The sequence below is a fragment of the Curtobacterium sp. NPDC087080 genome, assembly GCF_044745105.1.
In the GTDB taxonomy this organism is placed as follows: domain Bacteria; phylum Actinomycetota; class Actinomycetes; order Actinomycetales; family Microbacteriaceae; genus Curtobacterium.
Window position 1 is genome coordinate 36,608 of the sequence record NZ_JBIUZP010000001.1, and the last position, 12,740, is coordinate 49,347.

At 71.3% G+C, this 12,740-nt stretch carries 15 protein-coding genes; 11 read left to right on the forward strand and 4 right to left on the reverse strand.

From position 1 onward, the window contains the following. Positions 1–39 precede the first annotated feature (39 nt). Complete coding sequence (locus ACIPEQ_RS00180) at positions 40–198, forward strand: DUF4175 domain-containing protein (protein ID WP_137767577.1); 159 nt, start codon at positions 40–42, stop codon at positions 196–198. A gap of 154 nt (positions 199–352) precedes the next feature. On the opposite strand, the gene lipA is transcribed toward ACIPEQ_RS00180, so the two are convergent. Then, positions 353–1,336, reverse strand: coding sequence for a lipoyl synthase (lipA, locus tag ACIPEQ_RS00185; RefSeq protein ID WP_402713332.1), 984 nt, complete (start codon positions 1,334–1,336; stop codon positions 353–355). Beyond that, positions 1,333–2,016 carry a lipoyl(octanoyl) transferase LipB gene (lipB, locus tag ACIPEQ_RS00190; RefSeq protein ID WP_402713334.1) on the reverse strand — a complete coding sequence of 228 codons (684 nt, stop codon included), beginning with the start codon at positions 2,014–2,016 and terminating at the stop codon, positions 1,333–1,335. Before lipB ends, lipA begins: the two co-directional genes overlap by 4 nt. Positions 2,017–2,111: 95 nt before the next feature. Here lipB and ffh point away from each other — a divergent pair, with 95 nt between their 5' ends. Next, positions 2,112–3,668 carry a signal recognition particle protein gene (gene ffh, locus ACIPEQ_RS00195; RefSeq protein WP_209823440.1) on the forward strand — a complete coding sequence of 519 codons (1,557 nt, stop codon included), beginning with the start codon at positions 2,112–2,114 and terminating at the stop codon, positions 3,666–3,668. A gap of 72 nt (positions 3,669–3,740) precedes the next feature. Here the strand turns inward: ffh and ACIPEQ_RS00200 are convergent, their stop codons facing one another. Next, positions 3,741–4,871, reverse strand: a complete 1,131-nt coding sequence (locus tag ACIPEQ_RS00200; protein WP_402713336.1) for a glutamate--cysteine ligase — start codon at positions 4,869–4,871, stop codon at positions 3,741–3,743. Between the two features lie 79 nt (positions 4,872–4,950). On the opposite strand from ACIPEQ_RS00200, the gene ACIPEQ_RS00205 reads away from it, so the two are divergent. From ACIPEQ_RS00205 to trmD, 5 genes are all read left to right on the forward strand, one after another. Then, positions 4,951–7,110 carry an FAD-dependent oxidoreductase gene (locus ACIPEQ_RS00205; protein ID WP_402713338.1) on the forward strand — a complete coding sequence of 720 codons (2,160 nt, stop codon included), beginning with the start codon at positions 4,951–4,953 and terminating at the stop codon, positions 7,108–7,110. 183 nt (positions 7,111–7,293) lie between these two features. Next, complete coding sequence (gene rpsP, locus ACIPEQ_RS00210; protein ID WP_066654835.1) at positions 7,294–7,710, forward strand: 30S ribosomal protein S16; 417 nt, start codon at positions 7,294–7,296, stop codon at positions 7,708–7,710. 4 nt (positions 7,711–7,714) lie between these two features. After that, positions 7,715–7,951 carry an RNA-binding protein gene (locus ACIPEQ_RS00215; RefSeq protein WP_058730104.1) on the forward strand — a complete coding sequence of 79 codons (237 nt, stop codon included), beginning with the start codon at positions 7,715–7,717 and terminating at the stop codon, positions 7,949–7,951. A gap of 19 nt (positions 7,952–7,970) precedes the next feature. Then, the gene (gene rimM, locus ACIPEQ_RS00220) at positions 7,971–8,531 is read left to right on the forward strand and encodes a ribosome maturation factor RimM (RefSeq protein WP_209823444.1); all 561 of its coding nucleotides are present in this window, start codon (positions 7,971–7,973) and stop codon (positions 8,529–8,531) included. Positions 8,532–8,533: 2 nt separating this feature from the next. Further along, positions 8,534–9,226 (forward strand): tRNA (guanosine(37)-N1)-methyltransferase TrmD, encoded by a 693-nt coding sequence (gene trmD, locus ACIPEQ_RS00225; protein ID WP_402713340.1) that lies wholly within the window; start codon positions 8,534–8,536, stop codon positions 9,224–9,226. Positions 9,227–9,426: 200 nt separating this feature from the next. Here trmD and map read toward each other — a convergent pair whose 3' ends face one another. Then, entirely contained in the window at positions 9,427–10,218 is a 792-nt protein-coding gene (map, locus tag ACIPEQ_RS00230; RefSeq protein ID WP_402713342.1) for a type I methionyl aminopeptidase, read from the reverse strand. Positions 10,219–10,382: 164 nt separating this feature from the next. Here map and rplS point away from each other — a divergent pair, with 164 nt between their 5' ends. The 4 genes from rplS (at position 10,383) to ACIPEQ_RS00250 (ending at position 12,735) form a co-directional block, all read left to right on the forward strand. Continuing rightward, entirely contained in the window at positions 10,383–10,736 is a 354-nt protein-coding gene (gene rplS / locus ACIPEQ_RS00235) for a 50S ribosomal protein L19 (RefSeq protein ID WP_058730094.1), read from the forward strand. Positions 10,737–10,919: 183 nt separating this feature from the next. Next, complete coding sequence (gene lepB / locus ACIPEQ_RS00240) at positions 10,920–11,663, forward strand: signal peptidase I (protein WP_250368500.1); 744 nt, start codon at positions 10,920–10,922, stop codon at positions 11,661–11,663. Next, positions 11,660–12,364 (forward strand): ribonuclease HII, encoded by a 705-nt coding sequence (locus ACIPEQ_RS00245; protein WP_402713344.1) that lies wholly within the window; start codon positions 11,660–11,662, stop codon positions 12,362–12,364. Before lepB ends, ACIPEQ_RS00245 begins: the two co-directional genes overlap by 4 nt. A 47-nt stretch (positions 12,365–12,411) precedes the next feature. Next, the gene (locus ACIPEQ_RS00250; protein ID WP_058730091.1) at positions 12,412–12,735 is read left to right on the forward strand and encodes a DUF2469 family protein; all 324 of its coding nucleotides are present in this window, start codon (positions 12,412–12,414) and stop codon (positions 12,733–12,735) included. Positions 12,736–12,740: the final 5 nt, after the last annotated feature.

Genomic DNA, 12,740 nt, shown 5'->3' on the forward strand with positions numbered 1-12,740 from the left:
GGCATCCGCTCGGTCTCGTTCCAGGGATTGGAGACCCTCATGCCCGCACTGCTGATCATCGCGATCATCGTCGGCCTCGTCCTGCTCTTCAGCGGCATCTTCGTCGGTGCCCTGAAGTTCCTGCTCTGGGTGGGCATCGTGCTCATCCTGCTGGCGGTCATCGGCTGGCTCCTCCGGAGCATCCGCGGTCGCGCGTAGCGACGGCCGGTCACGTCGGACGTGACCACGCGAGGACGGGAGGCCCGGTACCAGCTGGTACCGGGCCTCCCGTCCGTCCGTCGGTCGCCGGAGCTGCGCTACACGGCCTGGTGCCCCGGGACTGCGCTGTACGGCCTGGCGGCCCGGAGCTGCGCTACACGGCCTGGCGCCCCGGTGACGCCTCGAGCAGGTGGGCGAGGTGCGGCGGTACCGTGCCCCCGCGCGCGATTGTCGCGCGCGCCCACAGCCGGCCCGCCCGGTAGGAGGAGCGCACCAGCGGGCCCGCGAGCACGCCGGAGAAGCCGATGTCCTCGGCGATCTCGCGCAGGTCGACGAACTCCTCCGGCCGCACCCAGCGTGCGACGGGCAGGTGTCGCGGCGACGGCCGGAGGTACTGCGTCAAGGTGATGATGTCGGTGCCGGCCTCGTACAGCTGCTCGAGCGCGTCGACGACCTCGTCCCGTTCCTCGCCCATGCCGAGGATGAGGTTCGACTTCGTCACGAGTCCGGCGTCACGGCCCTGGGTGATGACGTCGAGCGAGCGCTCGAAGCGGAACGCGGGGCGGATGCGCTTGAAGATCCGGGGGACCGTCTCGACGTTGTGCGCGAAGACCTGCGGGCGGGCGTCGAACACCTGACCGAGCTGGTCGGGGCGGCCGTTGAAGTCCGGCACGAGGATCTCGACGCCGGTGCCGGGGGAGTGCTCGTGGATCTGCCGGATCGTCTCCGCGTAGAGCCAGGCACCGCCGTCGTCGAGGTCGTCGCGCGCGACCCCGGTCACGGTCGCGTACTGCAGGCCCATCGACACGACGGAGTCCGCCACGCGCCGGGGTTCGCCGCGATCGAGCGGGCTCGGCTTGCCGGTGTCGATCTGGCAGAAGTCGCAGCGCCGGGTGCACTGCGAGCCGCCGATCAGGAAGGTGGCCTCGCGGTCCTCCCAGCACTCGAAGATGTTCGGGCAGCCGGCCTCCTGGCAGACGGTGTGCAGCTGCTTGTCCCGGACCAGTGCGGAGAGGTCCCGGAACTCCGGGCCCTGCGTCGCGCGGGTCTTGATCCAGGCGGGCTTCGTCTCGATGGGTGTCGCGGCGTTGCGGGCCTCGACCCGGAGCATGCGGCGGCCGTCGGGGGCGAGGGTCATGCGGCGACCTCCTGTCGCGTGGTGCTGCTGATGCGGTGACCGGCGTGCATGCCGTCGACCGCCTGCTGGATCCGCGGCCCGACGAGGGCGGCGACCTCGTCCACCGTGACGTCGCGCGCCGCCGCGGCGCTCAGCGTGGTGACCCCGGCGTCGGCGATGCCGCACGGGACGATGGCGCCGTAGGCGTCGAGTGCGTTCGAGCAGTTGAGCGCGATGCCGTGGCTCGTCACGCCCTCGGCCACGTGCAGGCCGATCGCGCCGACCTTCGCGTGCGGCGCGCCGGCGGGACCGGGGACCCAGGCGCCGCTCCGGCCGTCGACCCGTTCGGCACGGACACCGACGGCAGCGGCGGCGTCGACGAGGACCTGCTCGAGGTCGCGGACCCACGCGACGACGTCGAGGGGCTCGGCGAGCCGGATGATCGGGTAGGCCACGAGCTGTCCGGGTCCGTGCCAGGTGATCCGCCCGCCCCGATCGACCTCGACCACCGCGGACCCGTCCCGCGGAAGGTCCGACGGCTCGGTGCGGCGCCCGGCGGTGTAGACCGGCGGGTGCTCGCAGAGCACGACGACGCCGGGGGAGTCGCCGGCGACGACGTCGGCGTGGAACGACCGCTGAACGGCGAGGCCCTCCTCGTAGTCGAGGAGCCCGGGCCAGCGGATGATCTCGAGCTGGGGCACGTCGAGCACGCTACCCCGGTTCCTGGACGCAGTCCAACAACCGGTCCGCAGGCGGTCCGGGGCGGTCGGGGGTCGCCCTGTAGAATCGTCAGACCATGGCACAATTCGGCTCACTCTCCGATCGGCTGACCGAGACCTTCCGCAACCTGCGGAGCAAGGGTCGTCTGTCCCCGTCCGACGTCGACGGCACCGTCCGCGAGATCCGCCGGGCCCTGCTCGACGCGGACGTCGCGCTCGAGGTCGTCAAGGCCTTCACCGCCTCGGTGCGCGAACGCGCGCTCTCGGACGAGGTCAACAAGGCGCTCAACCCCGCGCAGCAGGTCGTCCAGATCGTCAACGAGGAACTCGTGGGCATCCTCGGCGGGCAGCAGCGCCGGCTCGAGTTCGCGAAGCGGCCGCCGACGGTGATCATGCTCGCCGGCCTCCAGGGTGCGGGTAAGACCACCCTCGCGGGCAAGCTCGGCAAGTGGCTCAAGAAGGACGGCCACACCCCGATGCTCGTCGCGGCGGACCTCCAGCGTCCGAACGCCGTGCAGCAGCTCCAGGTCGTGGGCGAGCAGGCCGGCGTGCACGTGTTCGCTCCCGAGCCCGGCAACGGCGTCGGCGACCCGGTCAAGGTCGCGAAGAACGCGATCAAGGCCGCGGTCGACCAGCAGTACGACACGGTCATCGTGGACACCGCCGGTCGACTCGGTGTCGACGCCGAGCTCATGAAGCAGGCGGCGAACATCCGCAAGGCCGTCGACCCGGACGAGGTCCTCTTCGTCATCGACGCGATGATCGGTCAGGACGCCGTCGCGACCGCCCGCGCGTTCCAGGAGGGCGTCGACTTCACCGGCGTCGTCCTGTCGAAGCTCGACGGCGACGCCCGCGGTGGTGCGGCCCTGTCGGTCGCCAGCGTCACCGGTCGTCCGATCATGTTCGCGTCCACGGGCGAGGGGCTCGACGACTTCGAGCCGTTCCACCCGGACCGCATGGCGAGCCGCATCCTCGACCTCGGTGACATCCTGTCGCTCATCGAGCAGGCGCAGTCCGCGTTCGACGAGGACGAGGCGCGCAAGGTCGCCGAGAAGATCGCGACCGACTCGTTCACGCTGAACGACTTCCTCGCGCAGATGCAGCAGCTCCGCAAGGCCGGCTCGATCAAGGGCATGCTCGGCATGCTCCCGGGCGCGAAGGGCATGCGCGAGGCGCTCGACAACTTCGACGAGAGCGAGATCGTCCGGACCGAGGCGATCATCCAGTCGATGACGAAGCAGGAGCGCGAGCTCCCGAAGCTCCTCAACGGCTCTCGTCGACTCCGCATCGCGAAGGGTTCCGGCACCACGGTGACCGAGGTCAACGCCCTCGTGAACCGCTTCGAGCAGGCCGCGAAGATGATGAAGACGGTCGCGCGCGGTGGCGTCCCGCAGATGCCCGGCATGGGTCCGATCCCCGGCATGCACGGCGGCAAGAAGAAGCAGCAGCAGGGCGGCGCCAAGAAGAAGAAGGTCGGCAACCCCGCCAAGCGCGCGGCCCTCGCGTCGGGTGCGGCGGCGCAGCCCCAGCAGCAGGCACCCACCGGTTCCGGTCTCGGGCTCGGCGGTCCGAAGGGTGGCAAGGCGCCCACCGAGGAAGAGCTGGCCAGCCTGCAGAAGTTCCTGGGTCGCTAGCCGCGACCGGATGACGGACGGGAGGCCCGGTGCCAGCTGGCACCGGGCCTCCCGTCCGTCCGTGGGTCGCGTCTAGAGCGACTCCCGCAGCTCCGTGACCAGGTGGCGCACCACCGCGCGGAGGTCGCCGCCGTTCTCCTGCGCCACCCGCAGCTGCCGCTGGTACGACGCGCCCTCGGCGATCATCGTGTCGAGGTGGTGCAGCTCCTGCTGGCAGCCGAGACGCTCCGCGACGGGAGCGAGCCGTGCGACCAGGTCGTGCACCTCGTCGGTGACCAGGCGCTCGTCGCCGGCGGCGTTCGTGATGATCTCCGCCTCCATGCCGTAGCGGGCGGCACGCCACTTGTTCTCGCGGATGAACCACGGCTGCATCGACGGCAGGGTCTCGCCGCGGTCCAGCCGGTCCGACAGCGCTGTGACGAGGCACTGCACGAACGCCGTGACCGCGCCGACCTCGTGCAGCGTCGAGACCCCGTCGGACACGCGGTTCTCGAGCGTGCCCCAGCCCGGCGAGGGGCGGATGTCCCACCGGAGGTCCTTGAAGCCGTCGATCACACCGGTCTTCGTCAGGTCGTCGACGACGGTCTCGAAGCCGCGCCAGTCGTCGATCCCCGGCGGGAGGCCGCCGGTCGGGAGCTGCTGGAACATGAGCGCACGGTTCGACGCGTAGCCGGTGTCGGTCCCGCCCCAGAACGGACTCGACGCGGTGAACGCCTGCAGGTGCGGCACGTACGCGAGCATCGCGTTCATGATCGGCACCGCCTTGTCGCGGTCGTCGATGCCGACGTGCACGTGGACGCCCCAGATGAGCATCTGCCGGCCCCACCACCGCGTGCGGTCGATCAGGGTCGTGTAGTGCTCGCTGTCCGCGGTGATCTCCTGCTGGTCCCACAGCGCGAACGGGTGGGTGCCGGAGCACATCACCTGCGCGTCGAGCGGTTCGGCGGCGTCGATCACCTCGCCGATGATGCCCGCGAGCTCGCTCGTCGCCCCACCGACGGTCTCGTGCACGCCCGTGACCACCTCGACGGTGTTCGTCAGGAGCTCCTCGGTCACCCGGTCGTGGTCGCCGAGACGCTCCTGCACGGCGGCGATCACGGCGGGGGCGCGGGGCGCGAGGTCGCCGGTGCCGCGGTCGACCAGCGGGAGCTCCCACTCGACGCCGATGGTCGACGGGCGGGACTCGGTGAAGCGGATGTCCATGGGGCCATCCTGCCCGTCGGGTTGGAGGGTCGGCACAAGGAACTCCGTCCCGGGCACGTCGTCCGGCAGAGTGGTGGCCATGAGCAGCGTTGCCGTGTCCGACCTCGCCGTCCTCTCGTCGCCGTGGGCCCTCGGTCCGCTGCACCTGCGGAACCGCGTGGTGATGGGGTCGATGCACACCGGGCTCGAGGTCCTCGACGACGGCGGCGCCGCGATGGCCGCGTTCTACCGGGAGCGGGCCGCCGGTGGGGTCGGGTGCATCGTCACCGGCGGGATCGCGGTCAGCGACGAGGCGCGTGGCGGCCCCGACTTCGCGGTGTTCGGCGTCGGGGGAGCGGACGAGCGGTTCCGGGTCGCGGTCGACGCGGTGCACGACGAGGGCGGGGCGGTGCTCGCGCAGCTCTTCCACGCCGGCCGGTACGCCCTCGCGAACGGCATGGTCGACCGGCACGGGCGACCCCAGCGCGTCGTGGCTCCCTCGGCGCTGCCGTGGGCCGCTGCACGCGGGGTGCAGCCCGTCGCGCTCACCGACGCCGAGGTGCGCGCCACGATCGAGGACTTCGCCACGGCTGCACGGTCCGCTGCCGCGATCGGCTTCGACGGCGTGGAGATCATGGCGTCCGAGGGGTACCTGGTCAACCAGTTCCAGTCGCCGCTGACGAACCTCCGCGACGACGAGTGGGGCGGGGACGCGGTCCGACGCCGTCGGTTCGCGATCGAGGTCGTCCGAGCCGTCCGTGCCGCCGTCCCCGACCTCGCGGTGACGATCCGGTTGTCCGGCGCCGACCTCATGCCCGGGTCGACCACCGACGACGAGATCGACGCGCTCGTGCACGACCTGCTGCCGCTCGGCCTCGACGCGGTGTCGGTCGGCATCGGCTGGCACGAGTCGCGCACGCCCACCGTCCAGGCCTCGGTGCCGCACGGGGCCTGGCTCGCCTACGCCGAGCGCATCGCTCGTGTGGTCCGCGCATCTGCGCACCCCGAGGTGCAGGTGATCGCGTCGAACCGGATGACCGACCTGCGCGACGGCGAGGCGGTGCTCCGGGACGGGCAGGTCGACGCCGTGGCCCTCGCCCGTCCGTTCCTCGCCGACCCGGACATCGTCCGCCGGTCGCTCGACGGCCGCTTCGACCTCGTGAACACGTGCATCGGCTGCAACCAGGCCTGCCTCGACCGCTCGATCGTCGGGCAGCCGGTGTCGTGCCTCGTGAACCCGCGCGCCGGCCGCGAGCTCGCCCTGCCGCTGCGTCCGACGACCGACCCCAAGCGCGTCGACGTCGTCGGTGGTGGCCCCGCCGGGCTCGCTGCCGCGGTGGACGCTGCGCGGCGGGGTCACGCCGTGACGCTCTGGGAGGCGTCGGACACACTCGGCGGGCAGTTCGCGCTGGCGGCGGCCGTCCCCGGCAAGGAGGACTACGCCGCGACGGTCGAGGCAGCCCGCGCCGAGCTCCACGAGCGCGGGGCCACGGTGCTCCTCGGTCGGACGGCCACCTCCGCGGACCTGCTCGACAGCGACGCCGTGGTCCTCGCGCCCGGCGTGGTCCCGCGACGCCTCGCCGTGCCGGGCGCCGAGCTGCCGCACGTGGTGTCCTACGAGGACGCCCTGCGCGACGGGGTGCCCCCGGGCACCGTGGCGGTGATCGGCGGCGGTGGCATCGGCGTCGACACCGCGGCCTTCCTGGTCGAGTCGCCCGACGAGGCCGTGCGTGCGGCGGAGTTCGCCGCGCGGTGGGACGTCACCGTCGCCGACGACCTGGTCGGCGACGTCCCGCAACGGCTGCCCGCGGTGGGACGGACGCTCCGGCCCGGTGCCGACGTGACGGTGCTCCGACGGTCCGGGAAGTTCGGCCAGGGGATCGGCATCACGTCCCGCTGGGTGGCCGTCGGGCGGCTGCGTGACGCGGGGGTGCGGATGATCGGCGGGGTGCAGGAGTACCTGCGCATCGAGCCCGGCACGCTGTGGATCCGCGACGAGGACGGTCGGGAGACCGCGGTGCCCGCCGACCACGTCGTCGTGTGCGCCGGACAGGAACGCTCGCCCGCGGTCGAGGGTGTCACCGAGGGCGTCACCGAAGGCGTCGTCGCCGAGGGCATCGCCGGAGCGGGGCTCGCACCGGGCCTGGCCGCCGCCGGGGTGCCGTACGCCGTCGTCGGTGGTGCCCGCGACGCCAGGAGCGTCGACGCGGTCCGCGCCACGAGCGAGGCGATCGACGCCGTCCGTACCCTTGCGCCGTGACACCACGGCGACCACGGCGCGTCCCGGCTCGCTTCTGCGGCGGAAACCTGCAAGAATGAACGGTCGAATCGCGTCTGCTCGACCCTCTATCCAGCAGGTCGCGACTTCCTTCGAGCTTCCACCGCGCGTGCCCCCACGCCCGCGGTTCCGGTTCAACCACAACAACACGCAACAGGAGTAATTGTGGCTGTCAAGATCCGTCTCAAGCGTCTCGGCAAGATCCGTGCGCCCTACTACCGCATCGTCGTCGCCGACTCGCGCACCAAGCGCGACGGTCGTGTGATCGAGGAGATCGGTCAGTACCACCCGACCGAGGAGCCCTCGGTCATCAAGATCGAGTCCGAGCGTGCGCTCTACTGGCTCGGCGTCGGCGCGCAGCCGACCGAGCAGGTCGCGGCGCTCCTCAAGCTCACCGGCGACTGGGGCAAGTTCAAGGGCGAGGGCAACACCGAGTCCACCGTCAAGGTCGCCGAGCCGAAGCAGGCCTTCGTCGCGGACACCGCCAAGAAGGCCGTCCTGAAGCCGAAGTCGGAGAAGACGGCCCCCGCCGCCGCTCCGGCCGAGTCGGCCGACGACGCCGCCGAGACGACCGAGGCCTGATTCCTTGCTCGACTCTGCGCTGACGCACCTCGTCAAGGGGATCGTCGATCACCCGGACGACGTCCGCGTCGCCAGTTCCACCTCTGCGCGTGGCGAGGTCCTCGAGGTGCGTGTGCACCCCGAGGACCTCGGTCGCGTGATCGGTCGCGCCGGACGGACCGCAAAGGCGCTCCGCACCCTCGTGTCGGCTCTCGCCGACGGCAAGCGGGTGCGGGTCGACGTGGTCGACACCGATTCCTAGGGAGACGACCCAACTCCGGGTGGGTCGCATCACGAAGGCGCACGGGCTCAAGGGCGGCATCAAGCTCGAGCTCTACACCGACGACCCGGATCGTCGGTTCACGCCGGGGGCGGAGTTCACGCTCCAGGTCCCCTCGGACTCGCCGTGGTCGGGCAAGACCCTGACCATCGACGAGCTCCGCTGGTACAACGGCCACCCGGTCGCCTTCTTCGAGGGCGTCGCGGACCGCACCGCTGCTGAGTCCCTCGCGCGGGCGATCCTCTGGGTGGAGCAGGACGCCGACGCCGAGACCGGCGAGGACGACGCCTGGTACGACCACCAGCTGGTCGGCCTGCGCGTGCTCCGCGACGGCGTCGAGGTCGGGACGGTCGCACGGGTGGACCACCTGCCCGCACAGGACCTGCTCGCGATCGACACCCCGTCGCGCGGCGAGGTCCTGGTGCCGTTCGTCTCGGCGATCGTGCCGACGGTCGACATCGCAGCGGGCACCGTCACGGTGACGCCGCCGACGGGACTGTTCGAGGACCCCGAGGACACCTCGCGGCCCGAGACGGTCACCCCGACCGACCCGCAGGGCTGATCGTGCGGATCGACATCGTCACGATCTTCCCGGAGTTCTTCTCCGTCCTCGACGTCTCGCTCCTCGGCAAGGCCCGCGTCGACGGGTTGCTCGACGTGCACGTGCACGACCTGCGGCACTGGACGACCGACCGACACCGCACGGTCGACGACACGCCGTACGGCGGCGGGGCCGGCATGGTCATGAAGCCCGAGCCGTGGGCGCAGGCGCTGTCGTCGATCCTCCGCGAGGACGGGTCGTCGACGCTCGTCGTCCCCACCCCCGCCGGGACCCCCTTCCGCCAGTCGATCGCCCGGTCACTGGCCGCCGAGCACGACCACCTCGTCTTCGCCTGCGGGCGGTACGAGGGCATCGACGCGCGCGTGTTCGCGTGGGCGGCCGAACGGTGCTCGGTCGTCGAGCTCTCGCTGGGCGACTACGTGCTGAACGGCGGCGAGGTCGCTGCGATGGCGATGATCGAGGCGGTCGGCCGACTGGTCCCCGGCGTCGTCGGCAACCCGGAGTCGCTCGTCGAGGAGTCGCACGAGGGCGGCCTGCTCGAGTACCCCTCGTACACGAAGCCCTCGGTCTGGCGGGACCTCGAGGTGCCGGACGTCCTGCTCAGCGGGCACCACGCCCACGTCGCCGCGTGGCGGCACGAGCAGCAGGTGGAGCGGACCCGTCGGGTCCGTCCGGACCTGCTGCCCGACGCGTAGCGCCGGGCCGCTGCCCGCTGCCCGCTGCCCGCTGCCCGCTGCCCGCTGCCCGCTGCCGAGCCTGTCTGTCTGGCTGCCCGGCTGTCGGTCCGTACCGCGAGGGCGACAGGCTGCCGCCGACTGTTCGGTGTGATCCATCGCTCCCACGGACGTGTCCGGACGGGAGGCGCGGGGCGGGGCCGCACCGCGCCTCCCGTCCGTCAGGCGGTCGCCTCGGCGCGCTGGGCGCGACGCAGGGTGAGGACCTCGGGGCCGGCCTCGGTGACCGCGACCGTGTGCTCGACGTGCGCCGCTCGCGAGCCGTCGACGCTCTTCAGCGTCCAGCCGTCCTCGTCCTGCACCAGCTCGTCGGTGCCCTGCATCAGCCACGGCTCGATCGCGACCACGAGACCGGGGCGGAGCTTCAGACCGCGTCCCGGGCGCCCGTCGTTCGGGACGTGCGGGTCACCGTGCATGGTGCGCCCGACGCCGTGTCCGCCGAACTGCGTGTTGACGGTGAAGCCGGCGTCCTTCGCGACCCGGCCGATGGCGTACGAGACGTCGCCGAGCTTGTTGCCCGGCCGGAACTGCTCGATGCCGGCGGCCAGTGCTCGCTCGACCGTCTCGACGAGTCGCTGGTCCTCGTCGCGGGGCGTGCCCACCTGCACCGTGACGGCGGAGTCCGCGACCCATCCGTCGACACTCGCGGCGAAGTCGAGGCTGACGAGGTCGCCGTCGACGAGCACGCGGTCGTGCGGCAGGCCGTGGAGCGCTGCGTCGTTCACCGACGTGCACAGGTTGCGGCCGAAGGGGGAGTTGCCGAACGAGGGGTGGTAGTCGACGTAGCAGCTCACCGCGCCGCGGTCGGCGATCATCCCCGCGGCGACGCGGTCGAGGTCGAGCAGGTTCACGCCCACGTCGACGGTCTCGAGCAGCTCGTCGAGGACGTCGGCGACGAACCGGCCGGCGGCGCGCAGGCCCTCCAGCTCGGCGGGGGTGCGAAGTTCGATCATGCGTCCATCCTGGTCGTTTTGCGTGCGGGCGTCCCTGTGGCATGATGGACCGCTGTGCCCTGGCTGGACTCTGCCACGGGGGAGTCGCCGATTCCGGGCACGCACACTTCTTTCCACACACCGATCCGCGGCGACCCGTGCGCGTCCGCAGAGAGTGAACGAACATGCAGCTCCTCGACCACGTCGACGCAGCGTCCCTGCGCACCGACGTCCCGGACTTCCGCCCCGGCGACACCATCAAGGTGCACGTCAACATCATCGAGGGCACGCGTTCGCGTGTCCAGGTGTTCCAGGGTGTCGTCATCGCCCGTCAGGGCCACGGCCTCGGCGAGACCTTCAAGGTCCGCAAGGTGAGCTTCCAGGTCGGCGTCGAGCGCTGGTTCCCGGTGCACTCGCCGATCATCGACCACATCGAGGTCGTCACCCGCGGTGACGTCCGTCGCGCGAAGCTGTACTACCTGCGCGAGCTCCGCGGCAAGGCGGCCCGCCGCAAGATCAAGGAGAAGCGCGACGCCTGATCGCCTTCACAGTGAGGGCCCGCGAGCCGGGTTCCACTGGACGCCCCCCGCCGATGTACGGTTGTGCATCGACGGGGGGCTTTCCCGTTGAGCGCGCCCCACGGGGCGCCGGGTCTTCCACGCCCGACGAGTACGGGCGTGGGTCGGCACGCTGCTCGAGCGTGCTCGTGAACGAGAGCGGACATGACGGACACCACGCAAGGATCGGGGCGCCGCCCACGGGCCGAGAAGCAGGGCAACGGCGTCCTGACGTTCCTGCGGGACCTCGTGATCATCTTCCTCGCGGCACTGCTCGTCTCGTTCCTCGTGAAGACGTTCCTGATCCGGTCGTTCTACATCCCGTCGGAGTCGATGGAGAACACGCTGCAGGTCAACGACCGGGTGATCGTCAACGAGCTCGTGCCGGACGTGGTCTCGCTCAAGCGGGGCGACGTCGTGGTCTTCAAGGACCCGGGCGGGTGGTTGACCGGCGCGGACGTGCCGAGTGTCGCGCCCACGACGCAGCCGGCGAAGGCGATCGACTGGCTCCTCACCCAGGTCGGCCTGGGGACCGGTGACAGCGACGACCACCTGATCAAGCGGGTGATCGGCCTGCCCGGTGACAAGGTGACGTGCTGCAACGACCTCGGGCAGATGTCGGTGAACGGCGTCCCGCTCAAGGAGCCGTACACACTGCTGCCCAGCGGCGCGCCGGCCTCGGCGGACCCGTTCTCCGTCACCGTGCCCGAGGGCACGATCTGGGTGATGGGCGACAACCGGAACGACTCGAAGGACTCCCGGTACAACCGGGACACCCCGTCCAAGGGCTTCGTACCGCTGTCCGACGTGACCGGCAGGGCCTTCGTCATCTCCTGGCCCACCAGCCGCTGGACCTGGCTCGACGACTACCCCGACGTGTTCGCGGGCGTGGAGGAGAAGGACCGGTGACCCCGGTCCGGCCCTCGCTGCGGGTCGAGAAGAAGCTGCTCGGCTCCGGTCGGGTGACGGTGATCGGCATGGACGAGGTCGGCCGCGGCGCCATCGCCGGTCCGGTGGCCGTCGGGGTTGCGGCGGTGACCCTCGACATCGGGCGCGTGCCGCAGGGGCTCGCCGACTCGAAGCTGCTGTCCGCTGCCCGCCGCACCGAACTCGTGCCGGTCGTCCGACGGTGGGCGCGCACCGCCGTGGGGATGGCGTCGGCGGACGTGGTGGACCAGCAGGGGATCGTGCCCGCGCTCGGGCAGGCCGGCGCGGCGGCACTCGGCGCGCTCGTCAGCGACGGGCTGGGCCTCGACGACGCCGTCGTGGTGCTGGACGGGTCGTTCGACTGGTTGTCGCGGGCCGTCCCGACCGACCTCGTCGCCACCGGTGGTCCGCTCGACGTCGTGGTGCGCGTCAAGGCGGACCGGGACTGTGCCTCGGTCGCTGCCGCGTCGGTCGTGGCGAAGGTCGAACGGGACGCCCTGATGATCGCCGCGCACGAGGACGCGCCGCACTACGGCTGGGCGTCCAACAAGGGGTACGGGTCCACCGCGCACTACGACGGCATCCGGTCCGTCGGCGCGCACCCGCTGCACCGGAAGAGCTGGCTGCACCAGGCGTCGAGCGTCGCGCTCGACGGCTTCGACGAGCTCTCCGTCCCAGGCTGATCGGGCGGCGTCCACGGCTGCTCGACTCGCCGTAGACTGTGCGGGCGATGGATGACGACGAATTCGACGACTACGACCGCGAGGTCGAACTTGCCCTGTACCGCGAGTACCGCGACGTCGTGTCGCAGTTCCGGTACGTGGTCGAGACCGAGCGCCGGTTCTACCTGGCGAACGAGGTCGACCTCGTCCGCCGTGACACCGAGCACGACTTCTACTTCGAACTCACGATGAACGACGTGTGGGTCTGGGACGTCTACCGTTCGGACCGCTTCGTGAAGTCCGTCCGCGTGCTCACGTTCAAGGACGTGAACGTCGAGGAACTCACGTCTCGTGAACTCGAACTGCCGAAGGAACTCGCACTCGACGAGTGATCCAC

Excerpts from the sequence above, each read along its gene's own strand:
- ACIPEQ_RS00180 (WP_137767577.1), top strand. The coding sequence starts at position 40 with ATGCCCGCACTGCTGATCATCGCGATCATCGTCGGCCTCGTCCTGCTC.
- lipA (WP_402713332.1), bottom strand. The coding sequence starts at position 1,336 with ATGACCCTCGCCCCCGACGGCCGCCGCATGCTCCGGGTCGAGGCCCGC.
- ffh (WP_209823440.1), top strand. The coding sequence starts at position 2,112 with ATGGCACAATTCGGCTCACTCTCCGATCGGCTGACCGAGACCTTCCGC.
- ACIPEQ_RS00200 (WP_402713336.1), bottom strand. The coding sequence starts at position 4,871 with ATGGACATCCGCTTCACCGAGTCCCGCCCGTCGACCATCGGCGTCGAG.
- ACIPEQ_RS00205 (WP_402713338.1), top strand. The coding sequence starts at position 4,951 with ATGAGCAGCGTTGCCGTGTCCGACCTCGCCGTCCTCTCGTCGCCGTGG.
- map (WP_402713342.1), bottom strand. The coding sequence starts at position 10,218 with ATGATCGAACTTCGCACCCCCGCCGAGCTGGAGGGCCTGCGCGCCGCC.
- rplS (WP_058730094.1), top strand. The coding sequence starts at position 10,383 with ATGCAGCTCCTCGACCACGTCGACGCAGCGTCCCTGCGCACCGACGTC.
- lepB (WP_250368500.1), top strand. The coding sequence starts at position 10,920 with ATGACGGACACCACGCAAGGATCGGGGCGCCGCCCACGGGCCGAGAAG.
- ACIPEQ_RS00250 (WP_058730091.1), top strand. The coding sequence starts at position 12,412 with ATGGATGACGACGAATTCGACGACTACGACCGCGAGGTCGAACTTGCC.